The organism is Amycolatopsis sp. NPDC004378, assembly GCF_053602455.1.
Genome location: NZ_JBSGDR010000004.1, coordinates 44,876 through 65,488, shown reverse-complemented (window position 1 = coordinate 65,488; position 20,613 = coordinate 44,876). Strand labels below are relative to the sequence as shown.

The window sequence follows — 20,613 nt, the reverse complement described above, 5'->3', positions numbered from 1 at the left end:
GCCCCCTTCCACATGTCCGGGACTAGCCGTTCTTGAGCAGCTCCGCGACCTTTTCCGGGTGGCGCGTGCTGAACAGCCAGTACGGCGTCGGGTCGGCCGGGTCGGTGAGCCGGACCCGCACGACGGGGCCGACCCAGCCGCGGTGCAGGACGAACGCGGCGGGGTCGCCGTCGCGGCCCAGCGCCTTGCGCTTGGCTTCCTTGTCGAAGATCTCCACCTCGCCCGCGAACCGCAGCGGCAGGTGCGCGTCGCCGACCCACAGCTCCGGCTCGGCACCCCCGGTGACCCGGACCTTCGACCGGCCCAGCGACAGCATCAGCGCCACGACGACCGGCAGCGCGATCACGTACGGCAGCCACGCCCGGACGCCCGGGTAGCCGAGGTCGACCTCGGCCGCGAGCAGGATCGCGCCCAGCACCGGCAGCGGCCAGCCCCACCACGGGACGTACAGCCGTTCGGAGTGCCGGACCGCGGCACTCGCGGCCGTCTTCGCAGATTCACCCACGGGTAGAGAGTAATCTCGCCGCCCGTGTCCAGCGTTCAGGTACTCCTCTCCCGGCTCGACCCGGATGTCCCGCCGCCCGCCTACGCCCGGCCGGGCGACGCGGGCGCCGATCTCGTCACGACCTCGGATATCGTGCTGAAACCCGGGGAACGCGGCGTCGTCGGCACCGGCGTGGCGATCGCGCTCCCGCCCGGGTATGCCGGGTTCGTCCACCCGCGGTCGGGCCTCGCCGCCCGGGTCGGCCTGTCGGTGGTGAACACCCCGGGCACGATCGACGCGGGCTACCGCGGGGAGATCAAGGTCTGCCTGATCAACCACGATCCGGTGCACCCGGTGAAGCTCGCGCGCGGCGACCGCATCGCCCAGCTGGTCGTGCAGCGGGTCGAACACGCCGAGTTCGTCGAGGTCGACGCGCTCGACGACACCGAACGGGGTGCCGGCGGCTACGGATCCACCGGCGGACACGCCACACTGGGAGCGGACGCGACTGCCGCGGCTGGGGAAGGAACGGAGAAGTAGTGGGGATTTTCGGACGCAAGCGGCGGACCGAGGGCGGGTCCGCCGGACGGCACGCCGCGCCCGAGGCCGACGACACGATCGAGGACGAGCCGTACGAGGACGAGGAGGCGGAGCTGTCGGACGTCTCCGACGGCCCGTTCGACGTCGCGGACTTCGACGACGACGGCGTCCCGCGGATCGACCTCGGCTCGGTCAAGGTGCCGGTGCCCGACGGGTCCCAGGTGCAGGTCGAGATGGACCCGGAGACCGGGGGCGTGCGTGCCGTGCACGTCGTCACCGAGCAGGGCCAGATCACCGTCAGCGCCTACGCCGCGCCGCGCTCGGGCGGCCTGTGGCGCGAGGTGAGCACGGAGCTCGCCGAGCAGCTGCGCGCCGACGGCGCCAAGGTCAACATCGGCCGCGGCAAGTGGGGCCTGGAGATCTCGGCCATCGTCGGCGACGTCGCGCTGCGGTTCGTCGGCGTCGACCGGCCGCGCTGGATGCTGCGCGGCGTGATCGCCGGGCCGCAGTCCGAGGCCGCCGGCGCGGTCGAGGTGCTGCGGGAGATCGTGCGGCGCACGATCGTCGACCGCGGCGACGCGCCGATGCCGGTCCGCACCCCGCTCACCATCACGCTGCCCGAAGCGGTCGCCGAGCACATCGCGGCCCAGCAGCAGCAGGGCTGACGCGACGCCCCTGGAGGGGCACCTTGACGGCTTTTGCGGCCGCGAAGGTGCCCCTCAGGGCGTCGTAAGGGCTTTCAGGAAGGCGAGGACGGTCGCCCGGCCGAGGGACTCGCGGTCGGCGCCCAGCGCCGTGAGCGTCGTTTCGCCGAGGGCGGCTCGGGGGAGTGCGTCCGCCCACTCCGATGCGACTTTCGTCGGGTGTACCGGGTCGTCGGTGCAGGTCCCGATCCCGGCCGGGACGGCAAGGCGCGCGAGGTCGTCCAGCGTCGGGGACGGGCGGCTCGCGGCGGCGCGCAGGCCGGCCGCGAGCCCGTCGCCGTGGCGGCGCCACGCCCGGTCGAGCTCCGCGCGCAGCCAGTCCGGGCTGCCCGCGGTCTGGGCCAGCGCGGCGCCGACCCCGGATTCGGCCACCAGATCGGCGGACAGCGTCGCGGCCAGCGATGCGGGTGCCGGGCCCGGACGGCCGTTCCAGGCCGGGAGCGCGGCCAGCAGGCCCCCGCAACGGCCCGGATTGGCCACGGCCCACTCGGCGGCGAGGTGGGCGCCGAACGAAATGCCGCCTACGAGCAGTTCGCCGTGTTCGTCCGCGAGCGCGTCGAGGGTGGCGAGGTAGCCGTCCGCCAGCGCCGCGCCCGGGGGCGGCGGGGGCGCGATGAGCGGGACACCGATCGCGCGCAGGGGGCCGGCGAAGACGGCCCGGACGAACACCTCGTCGGAGCCGGTGCCGGGCAGCAGCACCGCGGCGGGAACTTCGATTGCGGACGTCACGTTGCGATCTTTGCGCAAAGGCGTTTCCCTGGCGGGGACCGCAGTACGCTGGAATCGCACGGGCCGCAAGCAGTTTGTCGGGGCCCCGGAGCACAGGAGCACCTATGTCCGCCAAAGACGGCGGCTACTTCAGCCGGCTGGTACGCAAGCTGACCAGCGACGTCGAGGAACTCGACGCCGACGAGATGTCCATGAGGTCCGGCGCCGAAGGGGCGCAGCGGGCCTGTGACTGCCGTTCCGGCGAAGAGGTCACCGTGATGGGGAGACTCCGCAGCGTGGAGCTCTGCCCGACGAACGAGGCCGCCACCCTGGAGGCGGAGCTGTTCGACGGGACACAGGGAGTGACGCTAATCTGGCTCGGCCGCCGCCGGATCCCGGGCATCGAGCCTGGCCGGACGATCAAGGTGCGTGGTCGGATGGCCGAGCGTGACGGCCAGAAGGTGCTGTACAACCCCTATTACGAGCTCCAGAGCCCAGTGAGTTGATCACCCATCGTGACTGAACCCGCCCCGAGCGAGAAGAAGACCGACGGCGAAGAGCCGCAGCCGACCCTGCTCGAGCAGATGGGCGGCGTGTCCGGCCTGATCTACTCCTCGCTGCCGGTGATCGTGTTCGTGCTGGCCAACTCGTTCTTCGGGTTGACCGCGGCCATCTGGACGTCGGTCGGCAGCGCGGTGGCGATCACCGTGCTGCGGCTGGTCCGCAAGGAGCCGCTGCAGCCGGCGATCTCCGGCTTCTTCGGCGTCGCGATCGCGGCGTTCATCGCCTACCGGACGGGCTCGGCGAAGGGGTTCTTCCTCTTCGGGATCTACGCCAGCCTGGTCTACTGCGGCATCTTCGTGCTGTCGGTGGTGGTGCGCTGGCCGATCGCGGGCGTCGTCTGGAACATGCTGAACGGCACCGGCCAGGCGTGGCGCAAGGACAAGCCGTCCCGCTACGGCTACGACATCGCGACGCTGGCGCTGGCCCTGGTGTTCGCCGCCCGGTTCGTCGTGCAGCGGTGGCTCTACCAGGAGGACTACACCGGCTGGCTGGCCTTCGCGAAGATCGCCATGGGCTACCCGCTCTACGCGCTGGGCCTGCTGGTGGTGGTCTGGGCGGTGCGCCGGTCGGACAAGCGCCTCAAGGCCCAGGAAGAAGACACACCGAAGCCGGAGACCGACGCCGAGGTCGAAGCCCGGCTGCGCGAGAAGTACGCCCAGGCGCCCGAAGCCTGACCCCGCGCGCCGGCCGTGTCGGCTCCCCAATCACGCGTGATGCCCCTCCAATCACGCGTGATGCCTCCCGGATCACGCGAGATGCGCGCCGGATCACGCGAGATGCGCACCTGGTCACATGAGATGCGCGCCGGATCACGTGAGTCACGCGCCCGAGCCCGTGAGTCACGGCGCCCGAGCACGCGAGTCCCGTCCCCGACCCCGCGCCCGGTCTCGCCGGTCGGCTGCGGCGCATCCTTGCGAAGCGTGACAACCCGCGCGCGTGGGGGGACCCCCGGACTTCACGTTACCGGCGAGCACCGACAGTTTCGGACCCACGGGAAAGGCCCCCGGCACGCTCGCCGGGGGCCTTCCTCGGGGAACTCAGTAGCCGAGCGCGGTCCGGATCTCCGGCTCGACGTCCGCCGTGGCCACGAACAGCAGCTCGTCGCCCGGCTCCAGCGGGTCCTCCGGCTGCGGCACGATCACCCGGTCGCCGCGGAGGATCGTCACCAGCGCGGCGTCGCGCGGCAGGGTCAGCTCGCTCACCGGCTTCCCGGCCAGCGGGGTCTCCTCCGGCAGCGTCAGCTCGACGAGGTTCGCGTTGCTCTGCCGGAACGTCATCAGCCGCACCAGGTCGCCGACGCTGACCGCCTCCTCGACCATCGCCGCCAGCATCCGGGGGGTCGAGACCGCCACGTCGACGCCCCAGGCGTCGGTGAACAGCCACTCGTTGGCCGGGTTGTTCACCCGGGCCACGACGCGCCGCACCGCGAACTCCGTCTTCGCCAGCAGCGAGACGACCAGGTTGGCCTTGTCGTCGCCGGTGGCGGCGATCACGACGTCGCACTGCTCGATCCCGGACTCCTCCAGGATCGACACCTCGCAGGCGTCGCCGAGCACCCAGTCGGCCTGCTCGACGGTGTGCGGCTCGAACTGGTCGGCCTCCCGCTCGATGAGCATCACCTGGTGCCTGCCGTCGATCAGCTCGTTGGCGATGGAGCGCCCCACCGCGCCCGCGCCGGCAATGGCGACCCTCATGCCTCGTCCTCCGGTTCGCGGTGAGCCACGCTCGTCACGTCGCTGACGGTGCCCGAGCGCGCGGCGACCCACACGTCGTCGCCGTCCTGCACGACGGTCTTGTTGTCCGGCAGCACCGGCGTGCCAAAGCGCATGATGAACGCCACCCGCGCGCCGGAGGCCTCCTGCAGGGACTTCACGGAGTGCCCGACCCAGCCCTCGTGCAGCGGCAGCTGCAGCAGCGCGACGTTGCCCGACGGGTCCCGCCACGCCGACGCCACGCCGTCCGGCAGCAGCGTCCGCAGGAACCGGTCGGTGGTCCACGGCACGGTCGCCACGGTCGGGATGCCCAGCCGCTCGTACACGGCCGCGCGCTTGTGGTCGTAGATGCGCGCGACGACGTGCTCGATGCCGAAGTTCTCCCGCGCGACGCGCGCGGAGATGATGTTCGAGTTGTCGCCGCTGGACACCGCGGCGAACGCGCCGGCCCGCTCGATACCCGCTTCGATCAGCACCTGGCGGTCGAACCCGACGCCGACGACCTGCTGGCCGTGGAAGTCGCTGCCCAGCCGGCGGAAGGCCTGCTGGTTCTTGTCGATGACGGCCACCTCGTGGCCGAGCCGCTCCAGCGCAGCGGCCAGGGACGCGCCGACCCGGCCGCATCCCATGATCACCACGTGCACGCCCTGCCTCCTCGTTCGGCGGTTACCCGTCCGTTGCTACCCCGACATGCCAGCGCCGAACCTACCGTGTGCCCGGAACGTTAGGCTTCCGTGGTGTCGAAGTTCCCGACCGTGCTGAAACGCCTGGTCCTCGGACGTCCGTTCCGCAGTGACCGGCTGTCCCACACGCTGCTGCCCAAGCGCATCGCGCTGCCGATCTTCGCGTCCGACGCGCTCTCGAGCGTGGCGTACGCGCCGGAAGAGATCTTCCTGACGCTGAGCGTGGCGGGCCTGTCCGCCTACGCCCTGGCGCCGTGGATCGGCATCATGGTCGCCGTCGTCATGCTGGTCGTCGTCGCGTCCTACCGGCAGAACGTCCACGCCTACCCGAGCGGCGGCGGCGACTACGAGGTCGCCACCACCAACCTGGGCGGGAAGTTCGGGCTGACCGTGGCGAGCGCGCTGCTCGTCGACTACGTGCTGACCGTCGCGGTGTCCACTTCGTCCGGTGTGGCCAACATCGGGTCCGCCGTGCCGTGGGTGGCCCAGCACAAGGTGCTGGCCTCGGTCGTCATCGTCGTCGTGCTGACGTCGCTGAACCTGCGCGGCATCCGGGAGTCGGGGAAGGCCTTCGCGATCCCGACTTACGGGTTCATCCTGGGCATTCTGGTCATGGTCGTGTGGGGCCTGGTGCAGGCGGCGACCGGCACCGAGATGAAGGCCGAGAGCGCCGGGTTCACGCTGAACGCCGAGGGGACCTTCGCAGGCGTCGCGTACGCGTTCCTGGTGCTGCGGGCGTTCTCCTCCGGCGCCGCCGCGCTGACCGGGGTCGAGGCGATCAGCAACGGCGTCCCGGCGTTCCAGAAGCCGAAGTCCAAGAACGCGGCCACCACGCTGCTGATGATGGGCCTGCTCGCGGTCACGATGCTGGTCGGCATCATCACCCTGGCCTCGATCACCGACGTCAAGTTCGCCGAGGACCCGGCGCGGCAGCTCGCCGGCGCGCCCGCGGGCTACGAGCAGAAGACGATCGTCGCGCAGATCGCGCACGCGGTGTTCGCCGACTTCCCGCCGGCGTTCTACTACATCTCCTTCTCCACCGGCATCATCCTGCTGCTGGCCGCGAACACCGCGTTCAACGGCTTCCCGGTGCTGGGCTCGATCCTCGCGCAGGACCGCTACCTGCCGCGGCAGCTGCACACCCGCGGCGACCGGCTCGCGTTCTCCAACGGGATCCTGTTCCTGGCGGCGTTCGCGCTGGTCCTGATCATCGCGTTCGACGCCGAGGTCACCCGGCTCATCCAGCTCTACATCGTGGGCGTGTTCGTGTCGTTCACGGTCAGCCAGGCCGGCATGATCCGGCACTGGAACCGGTTGCTGGCCAAGGAAACCGACCCGGCCGTGCGGCGGCGGATGCGGCGCTCCCAGACCGTCAACGCGGTCGGCCTCACCTGCACCGGCGTCGTGCTGGTGATCGTGCTCATCACCAAGTTCCTGCTCGGGGCGTGGATCGCGATCGCGGCGATGGTGGCGATCTTCGCGCTGATGACGGCGATCCGGAAGCACTACGACCGCGTCGCCGACGAACTGAAGGAGCTCGGCGACACCCCGACCGTGCTGCCTTCGCGCAACCACGCGATCGTCCTGGTGTCCAAACTGCACCGGCCGACGCTGCGGGCGCTGGCCTACGCCAAGGCGATGCGCCCGGACGTCCTCGAAGCCGTGACGGTCAATGTGGACGACGCGGACACGCGCCGGCTCACCGCCGAGTGGGACGCGCACAACTTCAAGGTGCCGCTGAAGGTCGTCGAGTCGCCCTACCGCGAGATCACGAAGCCGGTCCTCGACTACGTGAAGCGCGTGCGCGGCGACAACCCGCGGAACGTGGTCACGGTGTTCATCCCGGAGTACGTCGTCGGGCACTGGTGGGAGCAGGTGCTGCACAACCAGAGCGCGCTGCGGCTCAAGGGCCGGCTGCTGTTCCAGTCCGGCGTGATCGTGGCGAGCGTGCCGTGGCAGCTGCAGTCGTCGGCGAAGGCGGCCGCGCGCGTCCGGAACGAACGGCCGGCCGCCGGCGACGTCCGGCGCGGGTTCTCGCCCAACGGGAAGCCGGCCGGCGCCCCCGCGCCGAAGCCCAAGGAGCCCGCCGAATGACGAGCTGGCTGGGCCGGGTCCTGGAGGTCGAGGTCGGGCCGGTGGCCCACGGCGGGCACTGCGTGGCGCGCGCCGACGGCCGCGTCGTGTTCGTCCGGCACGCGCTGCCGGGCGAGCAGGTCCGCGTCGAGGTCACCGAGGACAACGGCGGCTCGTTCTGCCGCGGCGACGCCGTCGAGGTGCTCTCGCCGTCCGAGCACCGGGTCACGCCGCCGTGCCCGCTCGCGGTGCCGGGCGGGTGCGGGGGCTGCGACTGGCAGCACGCTTCGCCTGCGTACCAACGTGACTTGAAGGCGTCGGTCGTGGCGGAACAGCTCCAGCGGCTGGCCGGAATCGAGCGCGAAGTCGTCGTGGAGGCCCTCGACGGCGGTCCGCTGGACTGGCGCAGCCGCGTCCGGCTCGTCGCCGACCGCGAAGGGCGCGCGGGTCTGCGCGCCCACCACAGCCACCGGGTCGTGCCGCTGGACGACTGCCCGATCGCGGTCCCGGGCGAGCTCGACGACGTCCTGGCGCGGCGCTGGCGGCCGGGCAGCGAGCTGGAGGTCACCAGCGACGGCGACGGCCGCACCCACGTCCGCGAGCTGGCGACGGTGCGGGGCAAGGTCCGCGCCAAGCAGCTGTCCGGCGGGGTCGCGGTCCAGCACGCGGCGGGGCGCGACTGGCGCCTCGACGCGCACGGCTTCTGGCAGGTCCACCCGGCGGCGGCCTCGACGTTCGCCAAGGTCGTGGGGGAGTGGGCGGAGGCGCCGGCGGGCGGCTCGGCCTGGGACCTCTACGCCGGGGTCGGGCTGTTCGCGTCGGTGCTGGCCGGCCAGGTCGGCTCGTCGGGCCGGGTGCTGGCGATCGAGTCCGGCCGGCGCGCGGTCGCCGACGGCGAACGCAACCTGGCGGACCTGCCGCAGGTGTCCTGGCAGGCCGGGCGGGTGGAGCACGTGCTGGCGTCGGCGGAGAAGCCGGTCGACGTGGTGGTGCTGGACCCGCCCCGCAAGGGCGCCGGCCGGCCGGTGGTGGAGTCGATCGTGGCGGGCTCGCCGGACCGGATCGTGTACGTCGCGTGCGATCCGGCCGCGCTGGCCCGGGACGTGGCGATCTTCGCGTCGCACGGGTACTCGCTGACGGATCTGCGGGCGTTCGACGCCTTCCCGATGACCCACCACGTGGAGTGCGTGGCGCTGCTGTCGTGAGTTTTTTGTCGGTGGTGGCCGTCACACTGTCCCGGTGACTGCACTCGACGACTTCGATCTCGCGGCCTCGACGGTGACCTCCCTGGTCAGGTCGGTCGCTCCTGACCACTGGGCGCTGCCGACGGCGTGCGCCGACTGGGACGTGCGCGCGGTGGTCAACCACCTGGCGCACGGAAACGCCAAGGTGGCGTTCTGGGCGGGCTCGGGCCCACCCGCCCCGGACGGCGACTACCTGGGCGCCTCCCCGGCGGCGGCCTTCACGGCTTCGGTGGCAGCGGCGCGTTCGGTGCTGGCCGCCCCGGACCTGTTTTCCCGCACGGTGACCACCCCGCTGGGCGAGGTACCGGGGGTGTTCCTGGTCCACATGCGCGTGAACGAATACGTGGTCCACGGCTGGGACGTCGCGGACGCCACGGGAGCGCCGACGGACCTGCTGCCGGAGCTGGCGACGCAGGCGTTGGAGCAGTGGCGCTCCCGGTTCGGTTCGACACCCCGGGCCCCGGGCGGCCCGTTCGGGCCGGAGCTGGAGGCACCCGAAGGCGCGACGGCGGCGGACCGGCTGGCGGCGTTCTTGGGCCGGAAGGCGGTGAGCGGCTGACGGGGTGAAACGGTGGAGCGTGATTCTGGCTGCGGCTGGCGGGGGTGAAACGGTGGAGCGTGATTCTGGCTGCGGCTGGCGGGATTGGACGGTGGACCGTGATTCTGGCTGCGGCCGGCGGGGGTGAACGGTGGAGCGTGATTCTGGCTGCGGCTGGCGGCTGTAGTCCCCTCGAGGCGGCCGTCTCCGGTGCTGCGCGCCCGCGTCAGCCTGCCCGGCGGACCGCGAACGCCGCGGCCAGGCCGGTCGCCGTCATCGCGAGCCCCGATGCCAGCAGCACCCACGAGCCCGCTCCCGGCACGATGCGGGCCGCCGGCTGGAGGCGGGTCACTCCGGGGAGCGTCACCACCAGGTGCCGCAGGACCACGCCCGTCACCACCAGGCCCGGGAGGCTCGCCATCGCCAGGGGCTCGTCCTGGCGGCGGGCGAACGTCAGGTACGCCAGCGTGGCCGCGATCAGGACCGCCGCCGCGCAGACCAGGCGCAGGCCGAGGTCCAGCTCGGGGTCCGGGGTGCCCGGCGGGAGGATGCCGGGGTAGTCCGCGGTCCGCAGGGTCAGCCCGGCGATCACGCCGACGCCGGCCAGGCCCACCAGCACGGCGCGCGGTCCCCGGAACCCCCGTCGCTGCTCCACCCCGGCCTCCCTGCGTCGCGGTCGACGTCGCCGTGGACGCAGCATAGGACGCCGGAAACGGCTTTCCGACCACGTTTCCGGCGCTGGGCCGTTCGGCGGATCCCGATCGGGCGACTCAGCCGGCGAACCAGCGCTGCGGTGCCGGGCGCAGGTTCTGGTAGATGTGCTTCGTCTCGGTGTACTCGGCCAGCCCGGTCGGGCCCAGCTCGCGGCCGAAGCCGGACTGCTTGTAGCCGCCCCACTCCGCCTGGGGCAGGTACGGGTGGAAGTCGTTGATCCACACCGTGCCGTGGCGCAGCCGCCCCGCCACCCGTTGCGCGCGCCCGGCGTCCTGCGTGAACACGGCCCCAGCGAGGCCGTAGTGCGTGTCGTTCGCGATGCGGACCGCGTCGTCCTCGTCGGTGAACGTCTCGACCGTCAGCACCGGCCCGAACGACTCCTCGACGACCGCCGACGAGCCCTGTTTCACCTGGTCCAGGATGGTCGGCAGGTAGTAGAAGCCGTCGGCCAGCGCGGGGTCGCCGGGCCGGCGGCCACCGGTCCGCAGCACCGCGCCCTCGGCCAGCGCCGCCGCCACGTACGCCTCGATCTTCGCCCGGTGCGCCGCCGAGATCAGCGGCCCGGTTTCGGCGTCCGGGTCGAACGGCCCGCCCAGCCGGATCCGCTCGGCGCGCCGCACCAGCTCGGCGACGAAGTCGTCGTGCCACTCCCGCTGCACGATCAGCCGCGCGCCCGCCGAGCACACCTGGCCGGAGTGCAGGAACACCGCGGTCAGCGCGTAGTCGACGGCCGTCTCGAAGTCGGCGTCGGCGAACACCACGTTCGGGTTCTTCCCGCCCAGCTCGAGGGCCACTTTCTTGACCGTCGCGGCCGCCGCGGCGGCGATCGCGCGACCGGTCGCCAGCCCGCCCGTGAACGACACGAGGTCGACGTCCGGGTGTGCCGCCAGCGGCGCGCCCACCTCGGCGCCCGCGCCGAGCACCAGGTTCGCTACCCCGGGCGGCAGGCCCGCCTCGGTGAGCAGCTTCAGGAACAGGATCGACGTGTGCGGGGTCAGCTCGCTGGGCTTGAGCACGAACGTGTTGCCCGCGGCCAGCGCCGGCGCGATCTTCCACACCGTCTGCAGCAGCGGGTAGTTCCACGGCGTGATCAGCCCGCAGACCCCGGCCGGCTCGTGCACGATCCGGCTGAACGCGTCCGGGTTGCCGGTGTCGACGACGCGGCCCGCGTCGTTCGCCGCGAGCTTGCCGAAGTAGCGCAGGCAGGCGGCGATGTCGGCCATGTCGTAGCGGCTTTCGACCAGGCGCTTGCCGGTGTCGAGCGACTCGGCCCGGGCGAACGCCTCCGCGTCGCGGTCCAGCAGGTCGGCGGTGCGCAGCAGCAGGTCGCCGCGCAGGTGCGCGGGCGTGCCGGGCCACGGTCCGCTGTCGAACGCCCGGCGCGCCGCCGCGATGGCGGCTTCGGTGTCCTTCGCGGTGCCCTCGGCGACCGTCGCGACCAGGGAACCGTCGGCCGGGCAGCGGATCTCCCGGCGGCCGCCGCCGATCGCGTCCACCCACTCGCCGCCGATGAAGAAGTCCGCCATGTGCCCCATTCTCGTGGCCACGCCGCGTGACCGCCACAGCACCGCGGGGAGACGAGGTTCACCTCAGGAGATGACGGGCCATCGCGCTCCGCCTGTGACGCCGGACGCGGCGGGCGGAAGGCCGGTCGCCGTGCTCCGTAGACTGGGCCGGACGCGGGGCGTGCCGAACGAGTGAGGTGGAGACGAGTGACGTTGCTGGAGTCCGTGAACGGACCGGCGGACCTGAAGCGCATGAGTGTCGAGGACCTCGGCGAACTGGCCGCGGAGATCCGGGACTTCCTCGTCGACAAGGTCCGCCGCGCCGGCGGGCACCTGGGGCCGAACCTCGGCGTCGTCGAGCTGACACTGGCGCTGCACCGCGTGTTCGACTCGCCGCGCGACGCGATCGTCTGGGACGTCGGGCACCAGGCCTACGTGCACAAGATCGTCACCGGCCGCGCGGGCGGCTTCGACCGGCTACGCCAGACCGGCGGCGTCACCGGTTACCCGTCGCGCGCGGAGAGTGACCACGACTGGGTGGAGAGCAGCCACGCGTCGTCCGGACTGTCCTATGTGGACGGCCTGGCGAAGGCGTTCCACTTGGACGGTGGCGGACGGCACGCGATCGCCGTCGTCGGCGACGGCGCGCTCACCGGCGGCATGTGCTGGGAGGCCCTCAACAACATCGCCGCGCACCGCGAGCGCCCGGTCGTCATCGTCATCAACGACAACGGCCGCTCCTACTCGCCGACCATCGGCGGCCTCGCCGACCACCTGGCCGCGCTGCGCCTGCAGCCGGGCTACGAGCGGCTGCTCGACGGCGGCCGCGAGATCCTCAAGCACACCCCGGTGGTCGGGAAACCGATCTACGCCGCGCTGCACGCCGCGAAGGCCGGGCTGAAGGACGCGCTGAGCCCGCAGGCGATGTTCTCCGACCTCGGCCTGAAGTACCTCGGCCCGGTCGACGGCCACGACCAGGTGGCGCTGGAGAAGGCCCTGCACAGCGCGAAGGCGTTCGGCGGCGCGGTGATCGTGCACGTGGTGACCGAGAAGGGCCACGGCTACGCGCCCGCGGTCAACCACCAGGCCGACCAGATGCACCAGACCGACCCGATCGACCCGGAGACCGGCCTGCCGCCGGTGAAGGGCCCGAGCTGGACCGGCGTGTTCGGCGACGAGCTGGCGAAGATCGGCGCCGAGCGCGAGGACGTCGTCGCGATCACGGCGGCGATGCTGCGCTCGACCGGCCTGGAGAAGTTCGCCGAGGCGTTCCCGGACCGCTGGTACGACGTCGGCATCGCCGAGCAGCACGCGGTCACCTCCGCCGCGGGGCTGGCGATGGGCGGGCTGCACCCGGTGGTCGCGATCTACTCGACGTTCCTCAACCGGGCGTTCGACCAGGTGCTGATGGACGTCGCGCTGCACCGCCAGCCGGTGACGCTGGTGCTGGACCGCGCGGGCATCACCGGCCCGGACGGCCCGAGCCACCACGGCATGTGGGACCTCTCGCTGCTCGGCATGGTCCCGGGCATGCGCGTGGCCGCGCCGCGCGACCCGGCGACGCTGCGGGAAGAGCTGCGCGAGGCCGTCGCGGTCTCCGACGGCCCGACCGCGCTGCGGTTCTCGAAGGGCAAGGTCGGCACGGACGTCGCCGCGGTCGAGCGCCTGGGCACGGTCGACGTGCTGCGCCGCCCGGTCGAAGGCGCGGACGTGCTGCTGGTGACGGTCGGCCCGTTCGCGACGCTGGGCCTGGCGGCGGCTGCCCGGCTGGCCGACCAGGGCATCGGCGTGACGGTGGTCGACCCGCGCTGGGTGCTGCCGGTCCCGGCGGAGCTGGTGGCGCTGGCGTCCCAGCACAAGCTGGTGGTGACGGTGGAGGACAGCGGCCGCCACGGCGGCTTCGGCTCGGCCTTGGCAGCGGTCTTCCGCGACGCCGAGTGCGACGTGCCGCTGCGGGACCTGGCGGTCCCGCAGACGTTCCACGACCTCGGCAGCCGTGACGAGGTGCTGGGCCGCATCGGCCTGACGGCGCAGGACGTGGCCCGCCGGGTGACGGAGTGGGCGTCCGGCCGGCTCGGGTCGGCTTCGGAAGCCGAGCACAAGGACGTCAACCGCCGCTGAGCGGGCCCGACATCGGTGGGCACCGAAACTGTCGGTGCCCACCGGTAAAGTGGAAAACGGGGGGCGCCCCCGGGCGAGGGGGCCGCGGTCAGGTTTCGGCGGGCACCGTGAGGACGGTCGCCGGGGCGGGCACCGAGCCGAAGACCTCGGGTGGCTCCGGGAACAGCTTCACCAGCGCCGGATAGGCCAACGCCGCCGTCAGCAACGTGACCAGCAGGCTGATGTCCACGCCGCCGGCGATGTCGCGCAACGGTCCCGCGATCATCGGCGTGTTCGCGCACAGCAGGCCCAGCGTCGTCGCCGGGATCCAGGCCGCCATCGCGCGCCAGTTGACGCCGCGGGCGAACCAGTACCGGCCGCCGCGGCGGCCTTCGTTGAACACCTGCAAGTCCGCCACGTCGTAGAAACCGCGGCGCTGGACGAAGCCGATCATCATGATCACCATCCACGGGGACGTGCACAGCACGATCAGCGTCGCGAACGCGTTGATGCTCGACACCATGTCCAGCACGAAGTTGCCGACGAAGATGAACGCCACGCTCAGCGTGCCGATCAGCACCGTCGCCTGCACCCGCGACAGGCGCGGGAAGATCGAGCTGAAGTCCAGGCCGGTGCCGTAGAGCGACGTCGTGCCGGTGGACAGGCCGCCGATCAGGGCCACCACGATCAGCGGGATCGCGTACCACAGCGGGGAAATCGCCGTCAGGCCGGTGATGTAGTCGGCCGGGTCCGCCACCAGCGTCGCCGTCGCGATGCCGAAGCCGAACGGCAGCAGCGTCGCCACCTGGGCCAGGAACGGCGCTGTGAGCAGAGAGCGCTTGCTGAACGACGACGGGATGTAGCGCGCCCAGTCGCCCAGGAACGCGCCGAAGCTGATCGGGTTGGCCAAGGCGGTCAGTGCGGCCAGGGTGAACGTCGGCCAGAACGTGCCCAGCGCGTACGTTCCCGTGCCCGCGTAGCCCGGGTCGAACGTGCCGCCGTAGGCCAGGACGCCCAGCAGCATGATCACCGTGCCCAGCACCACCGCGATCCGGTTCACCAGCAGCATGAACCGGTAGCCGTAGATGCACACGACCAGCGTCGCGATCGCGATGACGCCGTACGCGACACCGCGCAGCACCTCGCCGCCGTCGAAGCCGAACAACCTTTGCGCCGCGCCGGCCACCGCGTCGCCGCTGACCCAGACCGAAATCGCGAAGAACGTGATCGCCGTCAGCAGCGACAGGAACGACCCGACGCACCGGCCCACCACGCCGAAGTGCGCGCCGGACGACACCGCGTTGTTGGTGCGCGTCCGCGGCCCGAACAACGCCATCGGCGCCAGGACCAGGCCGCCGACGACGACGCCGAGCGCTGTCGCCAAGGCCGCGTCGCGGAAGCTCAGGCCGTACGCGATCGGCAGCGTGCCCAGGATGATCGTGGCGAACGTGTTCGCGCCGCCGAACGCCATCCGGAACAGGTCGCGCGGGCGTGACGTCTGCTCTTCCGGCGGGATCGGCGCGATGCCGTTGTGCTCGACCTCCGTCACGCGCGCGCTCATGCGAACCTCGTCATGACGTGCTTGACGCGCGTGTACTCGGCGAAGCTGTACCCCGAGAGGTCCTTGCCGTGCCCGGAGTGGCCGAACCCGCCGTGCGGCATCTCGGCGACCAGCGGCCCGTGCGTGTTGACCCACACGCAGCCGAAGTCCAGCCCGGCCGAGACCCGCGCGGCGATCGCCAGATCGCGAGTCCAGACCGACGACGCCAGTCCGTACGGGACGCCGTTGGCCAGGGCCACACCCGCGGCTTCGTCCGAAAAGGACTGGACGGTGACGACCGGGCCGAAGATCTCCTCCTGGACGATCTCGTCGTCCTGGCGCAGCCCCGAAACCACGGTGGGGGAGAAGTAGAACCCCTTCGCACCGAAGCGTGACCCGCCGGTCTCGACGCGGGCGTGCGCGGGCAGGCGCGAGATCAGGCCCTCGACGCGCGAGAACTGCGCCGCGCTGTTGAGCGGCCCGTAGTCGACGCCCGGCGTCTGTGCGGCAGCCGTCTTGGCCAGCGCGGCGACGAAGTCGTCGTGGATCGACTCGTGCACCAGCACGCGGCTGCCCGCCGTGCAGTCCTGACCCGCGTTGTAGAAAGCCGCGCCCACGATGCCCTCGGCGGTCGCGGCCAGGTCGACGTCCGGGAAGACCAGCAGGGGCGCATTGCCGCCCAGCTCCAGGTGGGTGCGCTTGAGGTCGGCCGCCGCCACGGTCGCGACGTCGATGCCCGCGCGCGTCGAGCCGGTGATCGAGACGAGGTCCGTGATCGGGTGCTTGACCAGCGCGCGGCCGGTGTCGCGGTCGCCGGTCAGCACGGTGAACGCGCCCTCCGGCAGGAACTCCGCCGCGACCTCGGCCAGCAGCACGGCCGTGGACGGCGTCGTCTCGGCCGGCTTGAGCACCACGGTGTTGCCCGCCGCCAGGGCCGGCGCGATCTTCCAGACGGCCATCATCAGCGGGTAGTTCCACGGCGCGATCTGCGCGCAGACACCGACCGGCTCACGGCGGATCACCGACGTGTGGCCCGCCGTGTACTCGCCGGCCGCGGTGCCCTCCAGCTGCCGCGCGGCGCCCGCGAAGAACCGCAGAGCGCTGACGCACTCCGGGATTTCCTCCTCCAGGACGACCGAACGGATCTTGCCGGTCTCGCGCACCTCCAGGTCGGCGAACTCGGCCGCCCGTGCTTCGAGCGCGTCGGCGATCTTCAGCAGGGCCAGCTGCCGCTGGGCGGGGGTGCTGCGCCGCCAGACGTCGAACGCCTTCGCGGCCGCTTCGAGCGCGGTGTCCACGTCGGCCTGCGAAGCGATTTCGCTGGTGCCGAACACTTCGCCGGTCGAGGGGTCGGTCAGGTCGAGCGTGCGGGTCATGCCTTCTCCAGGTGGGTCGGCGCGAACAGCTTCAACAGGGCAGGCAGGACGACCACGGACGGGCCCGGCGTGCGCAGTGCTTCGGCGAGGTCCTCGCCTACCGTGTCCAAAGTGGACAAGACTGCGGGGACGCCGAAGGAGGACGCCAAAGCCACGAAGTCGGGGCGAGTCAGCTCGGTCGCCGTCGTGTGGCCGAAGGCGTCGGTGAGGTACTCGCGCAGGACGCCGTAACCGCCATCGTCGACGACCAGCCACGTGACGTCCAGGCCGTGCTGGACCGCGGTGGCCAGCTCGGCGACGCCGTACATCGCGCCACCGTCCCCCGACACGGCGAGCGTCGGCCGCCCGGCGACGGCGCCGCCGAGCGCGCCCGGCAGGCCGTAGCCCAGCCCGCCCGCGCCCTGCGCGGTGTGGATCGGCGCGCCCTCGGGGTTCCACGCCGACCACGCCCAGTACGCCGCGATCGTCATGTCCCAGAACGTCTGCGTGCCCTCGGGCAGCGCGGCACGGATGTCGTCGATCAGCTTCCGCTCGACGGCCAGGTCCTGACCGTCCAACCGCGACTCGACCGCCGCCAGAAGAGAGGAAACCGCGGCCTCGGCCCGCCCGTCGGACGCCCGCATCGGCACCCACTCCAGCAGCGCCTGCAGCGCGAGCTTGACGTCGGCGTGGATGCCCAGGCCCGGGTAGTTCGACTCCAGCTTGCCGAGGTCGGCCTCGACCTGGATCACCTGGCCGCGCGGCGCGAACTCGCGGTAGTTGCTGGACAGCTCGCCGAGCCCGGACCCGAGCACCAGCAGCACGTCGGCGTCCGCCAGGAACTCCGTCGTGTGCCAGTCCTCCATCCACGAGCGCCCGGACAGCTCGTGGTCCCAGCCGAAGACACCCTTGCCGCCGAAGGTCGAGATCACGGGTGCGCGCAGCGCCTCGGCCAGCGCCTTCAGCTCGGCGTGCGCGCCGGACCGCACCGCGCCGCCACCGGCCAGGATCACCGGGTTCGCCGCCGCGGCCAGCAGCTCGGCCGCCGCGGTGACCAGCTCCGGCAACGGTTCCAGCACCGGGGGAGCGGCCGCCACCGACGTGATCGGCGGGACGCCGGCCGGGCCGAGCAGCACGTCCTGGGAGATCTCGACCCACACCGGGCCGTAGGGCGCGGTCGCCGCCGCCGTCCACGCTTCGCGCAGCGCCGAAGGGATCTGGCTCGCGCGCCGCACGACGTGCACCGACTTGACGACGTCGCGGAAGCTCGCCTGCTGGTCGGGCAGCTCGTGCAGGTAGCCGTGGCGGCCGCCGCCGAGCCCGGGCACCGGGACCTGGCTGGAGATCCCGAGCACGGGCACCGAAGCGGCGCGCGATTCCTGCAGGGAAGCCAAGGTGAGCAACGCACCCGGGCCGGTCGACACGACCAGGGGCGTCACCGGCACCGGGCCGTCGGGGTTCGCGGCGAGCCGCGCACGGGCGTACCCGTCGGCGGCGAACGCGAGGTTGTTCTCGACGCGCCCGCTGATCACGCGCACGTCCCCGGCCCGCCGGAGCGCTTCGAACACGCCCAGCGCGTGCTGGCCCGGCAGCCCGAACACCGTGTCGGCGCCGAGCGCCCGCAGGGTTTCGACGACGACGTCGCCGCCGATGCGGGTCATTCGCCCTTCCCCAAGGTCAGCAGGCTCACCAGGTCGTAGGCGACGTGGGAGGCCGCGATGGCCGTGATCTCGGCGTGATCGTAGGCCGGGGCGAGCTCGACGACGTCCGCGCCGACCAGGTTGAGGTCGCGCAGCCCGCGCAGGATCTCCAGCAGCTCGCGGCTGGTCATCCCGCCGGCCTCGGGTGTGCCGGTGCCGGGTGCGTGGGCCGGGTCGAGCACGTCGATGTCGACCGAGACGTACAGCGGCCGGTCGCCGATGCGCTGCCGCAGCGCGTCGACGGTCTCGGCGACGCCGCGGCGCAGGACGTCGCCCGAAGTCACGATGCCGAAGCCGAGCCGGCGGTCCTCTTCGAGGTCCCGCTTGCCGTACAGCGGGCCGCGGGTGCCGACGTGCGACAGCGCGCTCGTGTCGAGGATGCCCTCCTCGGACGCCCGCCGGAACGGCGTCCCGTGGGTGTACGGCTCGCCGAAGTAGGTGTCCCAGGTGTCGAGGTGCGCGTCGAAGTGCAGCAGCGCAACGGGTCCGTGCTTCTTCGCCGCGGCCCGCAGCAGCGGCAGCGCGATGGTGTGGTCGCCGCCGACGGTCACCAGCCGCGTCCCGGTCGCTTGCAGCGCTTCGGCTTCCTGCTGCAGCGTCTCGATGGCTTCGCCGATGTTGAACGGGTTGATCGCGATGTCCCCGGCGTCGACGACCTGCCGCTCCTCGAACGGTGAGACGTCCAGCTCCGGGTGGTACGGCCGCAGCAGGCGGCTCGCCTCGCGCACGGCTGCCGGGCCGAACCGCGCGCCGGGCCGGTAGGACACGCCGGAGTCGAACGGGACCCCGACGACGGCGACGTCGGCGCGCTCGACCTGGTCGATCCGCGGCAGCCGCGCGAAGGTCGCGAAACCGGCGAACCGGGGAACGCGCGACGAGTCGAGGGGTCCGAGGTTAGGCACTGCTGGGCTCCTGTTCGCGGGTCGGGATTTCGGTGTCTTCGCCGTTGAGCCGGCGGGTCCAGGTGGACAGGATCGAGTCGGCCGTCCGCGGGGTCGCGAAGCTGACGGCCAGGTAGACGACCAGGCTCGCGCCGAGGCCCCAGTAGATCGGGGAGTTGGCGTCGACGCCGTCGATGATCATGAAGGCGACCACGGACACGGTGCCGGCGATCATCGACGCGTACGCGCCCTGCCGGGTGCCGCGCTTCCAGAACAGCGCGCCGACGATCGCGACCAGGAGGCCGCCGACCAGGATGTCGTAGGCGATGGTGAGCGCGTTGACGACGTCGTCGACGACCATCGCGATGCCGATCGCGACCAGGCCGAGCACGAGCGTGGTGATCCGGTTGCGGCGGACCTCGCCGCCCTTCTTCAGGCCGATCTTGGTCAGCAGGTCGGACGTCGTGGTGGTGGAGCAGGCGATGAGCGCGCCGCTCGCCGTCGACATCATCGCCGAGAGCGCGGCGGCCAGCACCAGGCCGCGGACGCCGGTCGGCAGCAGGCGTTCGACGATCGTCGCGAAGGCGTCCTGCGCGCTGGCGAGGTCCGGGTACAGGGCGTGCGCCGCGGTGCCGATCAGGGCCCCGGCCAGGCCGTAGACCAGGCAGTAGACGCCGGAGGTGATGCCGCCGGACGTCGCGATCCCCGGCGTGCGGGCGGTGAACACGCGCTGCCAGATGTCCTGGCCGATGAGCAGGCCGAAGGTGTAGATGACGAAGTACGTGATGATCGTGTCGGTGCCGATCGAGGTGAAGCTGAAGAAGCTCGCGTCGAGCTTTTGGCTCATCCCGGAGAAGCCGCCCGCCGAGGTGATCGCGACCGGCAGCAGGATCAGCAGGATGCCGATGGTCTTGATGACGAACTGGGCGATGTCGGTGAGCGTGATCGACCACATGCCGCCGAGCACCGAGTAGAGCACGACGATCGAGCCGCCGATCGCGATGCCGGCCCAGTTCGGCAGGTCGAACAGCACCTTGAAGATGGAGGCGAAGGCCAGCGTCGAGGTGACCGTGAGCATCAGGGTGTAGCCCCACATGACGACGCCGGACACCGCGCTGGTGCGGCCGCCGTAGCGCAGGTCGAGCATCTCGCCGACGGTGTAGACCTTCAGCCGGACCAGCCGCCGCGCGAACAGCGCGTGCAGCACCAGGATGCCGACGCCGATGGTGACGACCAGCCACATGCCGGAGATGCCGTAGGTGTAGCCGAGCTTCACCCCGCCCACGGTGGACGCGCCGCCGAGGACGACGGCCGACATCGTGCCGGAGTACATGAACCAGCCCAGCCGCCGCCCGGCGACGAGGTAGTCGGACTTGGTCTTGGCGAGCCGGAGGCCGTACCAGCCGACCCCGAGCATGCCCGCGATGTACAACGCGATCACGGCGTAGTCCCCGGTCACGGTGTCCTCCTCACGTCGTTTCGGGTCACCGTAGGTTCGGCCGCCACCCTTCCGGCATGGGATGATTCATCCCCAAGTCGACTTGTTCGGGGATGTGATGACCCAAAAC

At 71.9% G+C, this 20,613-nt stretch carries 19 protein-coding genes; 8 read left to right on the top strand and 11 right to left on the bottom strand.

Features of this window, described 5'->3' with window-relative positions:
* Positions 1-22: 22 nt before the first annotated feature.
* Complete coding sequence (locus ACWEN0_RS15275) at positions 23-505, bottom strand: DUF3093 domain-containing protein (RefSeq protein ID WP_451973439.1); 483 nt, start codon at positions 503-505, stop codon at positions 23-25.
* A 24-nt stretch (positions 506-529) separates the two neighbouring features.
* On the opposite strand from ACWEN0_RS15275, the gene dut reads away from it, so the two are divergent.
* On the top strand, positions 530-1,024 hold the full coding sequence (gene dut / locus ACWEN0_RS15270; RefSeq protein WP_451973438.1) for a dUTP diphosphatase: 495 nt from the start codon (positions 530-532) through the stop codon (positions 1,022-1,024).
* Positions 1,024-1,689, top strand: a complete 666-nt coding sequence (locus ACWEN0_RS15265) for a DUF3710 domain-containing protein (RefSeq protein WP_451973436.1) — start codon at positions 1,024-1,026, stop codon at positions 1,687-1,689. Before dut ends, ACWEN0_RS15265 begins: the two co-directional genes overlap by 1 nt.
* A 54-nt stretch (positions 1,690-1,743) precedes the next feature.
* Here the strand turns inward: ACWEN0_RS15265 and ACWEN0_RS15260 are convergent, their stop codons facing one another.
* Positions 1,744-2,427: an alpha/beta fold hydrolase gene (locus tag ACWEN0_RS15260; RefSeq protein ID WP_451974279.1), complete on the bottom strand. Its 684-nt coding sequence runs from the start codon at positions 2,425-2,427 to the stop codon at positions 1,744-1,746.
* A gap of 134 nt (positions 2,428-2,561) precedes the next feature.
* On the opposite strand from ACWEN0_RS15260, the gene ACWEN0_RS15255 reads away from it, so the two are divergent.
* Positions 2,562-2,942: an OB-fold nucleic acid binding domain-containing protein gene (locus tag ACWEN0_RS15255; RefSeq protein ID WP_013224481.1), complete on the top strand. Its 381-nt coding sequence runs from the start codon at positions 2,562-2,564 to the stop codon at positions 2,940-2,942.
* Positions 2,943-2,951: 9 nt separating this feature from the next.
* Complete coding sequence (locus tag ACWEN0_RS15250) at positions 2,952-3,674, top strand: DUF3159 domain-containing protein (protein WP_451973435.1); 723 nt, start codon at positions 2,952-2,954, stop codon at positions 3,672-3,674.
* 363 nt (positions 3,675-4,037) lie between these two features.
* Here the strand turns inward: ACWEN0_RS15250 and ACWEN0_RS15245 are convergent, their stop codons facing one another.
* Positions 4,038-4,694, bottom strand: coding sequence for a potassium channel family protein (locus tag ACWEN0_RS15245; RefSeq protein ID WP_451973433.1), 657 nt, complete (start codon positions 4,692-4,694; stop codon positions 4,038-4,040).
* Positions 4,691-5,356: a potassium channel family protein gene (locus tag ACWEN0_RS15240; protein ID WP_451973431.1), complete on the bottom strand. Its 666-nt coding sequence runs from the start codon at positions 5,354-5,356 to the stop codon at positions 4,691-4,693. Before ACWEN0_RS15240 ends, ACWEN0_RS15245 begins: the two co-directional genes overlap by 4 nt.
* A 93-nt stretch (positions 5,357-5,449) precedes the next feature.
* Here ACWEN0_RS15240 and ACWEN0_RS15235 point away from each other — a divergent pair, with 93 nt between their 5' ends.
* The 3 genes from ACWEN0_RS15235 to ACWEN0_RS15225 are packed head-to-tail and all read left to right on the top strand — an operon-like array spanning position 5,450 to position 9,271.
* Positions 5,450-7,489 (top strand): APC family permease, encoded by a 2,040-nt coding sequence (locus tag ACWEN0_RS15235; protein ID WP_451973429.1) that lies wholly within the window; start codon positions 5,450-5,452, stop codon positions 7,487-7,489.
* A complete protein-coding gene (locus tag ACWEN0_RS15230; RefSeq protein ID WP_451973427.1) occupies positions 7,486-8,673 on the top strand; it encodes a class I SAM-dependent RNA methyltransferase in 1,188 nt (395 codons plus the stop codon). Before ACWEN0_RS15235 ends, ACWEN0_RS15230 begins: the two co-directional genes overlap by 4 nt.
* 34 nt (positions 8,674-8,707) lie before the next feature.
* Positions 8,708-9,271, top strand: coding sequence for a TIGR03086 family metal-binding protein (locus ACWEN0_RS15225; RefSeq protein WP_451973425.1), 564 nt, complete (start codon positions 8,708-8,710; stop codon positions 9,269-9,271).
* 205 nt (positions 9,272-9,476) lie between these two features.
* Here ACWEN0_RS15225 and ACWEN0_RS15220 read toward each other — a convergent pair whose 3' ends face one another.
* Entirely contained in the window at positions 9,477-9,905 is a 429-nt protein-coding gene (locus ACWEN0_RS15220; protein ID WP_451973423.1) for a hypothetical protein, read from the bottom strand.
* Between the two features lie 115 nt (positions 9,906-10,020).
* Entirely contained in the window at positions 10,021-11,490 is a 1,470-nt protein-coding gene (locus tag ACWEN0_RS15215; protein WP_451973421.1) for an aldehyde dehydrogenase family protein, read from the bottom strand.
* 186 nt (positions 11,491-11,676) lie between these two features.
* Here ACWEN0_RS15215 and dxs point away from each other — a divergent pair, with 186 nt between their 5' ends.
* Positions 11,677-13,590 carry a 1-deoxy-D-xylulose-5-phosphate synthase gene (dxs, locus tag ACWEN0_RS15210; protein ID WP_451973419.1) on the top strand — a complete coding sequence of 638 codons (1,914 nt, stop codon included), beginning with the start codon at positions 11,677-11,679 and terminating at the stop codon, positions 13,588-13,590.
* Positions 13,591-13,678: 88 nt separating this feature from the next.
* On the opposite strand, the gene ACWEN0_RS15205 is transcribed toward dxs, so the two are convergent.
* From ACWEN0_RS15205 to ACWEN0_RS15185, 5 genes are read right to left on the bottom strand one after another with little or no spacing between them, the layout of a single operon-like run.
* Positions 13,679-15,130, bottom strand: a complete 1,452-nt coding sequence (locus tag ACWEN0_RS15205; protein WP_451973417.1) for a purine-cytosine permease family protein — start codon at positions 15,128-15,130, stop codon at positions 13,679-13,681.
* Positions 15,127-16,485 carry an aminobutyraldehyde dehydrogenase gene (locus ACWEN0_RS15200; RefSeq protein ID WP_451973415.1) on the bottom strand — a complete coding sequence of 453 codons (1,359 nt, stop codon included), beginning with the start codon at positions 16,483-16,485 and terminating at the stop codon, positions 15,127-15,129. Before ACWEN0_RS15200 ends, ACWEN0_RS15205 begins: the two co-directional genes overlap by 4 nt.
* On the bottom strand, positions 16,482-18,125 hold the full coding sequence (locus ACWEN0_RS15195; RefSeq protein WP_451973413.1) for a thiamine pyrophosphate-binding protein: 1,644 nt from the start codon (positions 18,123-18,125) through the stop codon (positions 16,482-16,484). The genes ACWEN0_RS15200 and ACWEN0_RS15195 overlap by 4 nt, the downstream gene beginning before the upstream one ends.
* A complete protein-coding gene (gene speB / locus ACWEN0_RS15190; protein ID WP_451973411.1) occupies positions 18,122-19,066 on the bottom strand; it encodes an agmatinase in 945 nt (314 codons plus the stop codon). The genes ACWEN0_RS15195 and speB overlap by 4 nt, the downstream gene beginning before the upstream one ends.
* A complete protein-coding gene (locus ACWEN0_RS15185; RefSeq protein ID WP_451973409.1) occupies positions 19,059-20,504 on the bottom strand; it encodes a sodium:solute symporter in 1,446 nt (481 codons plus the stop codon). The genes speB and ACWEN0_RS15185 overlap by 8 nt, the downstream gene beginning before the upstream one ends.
* Positions 20,505-20,613: the final 109 nt, after the last annotated feature.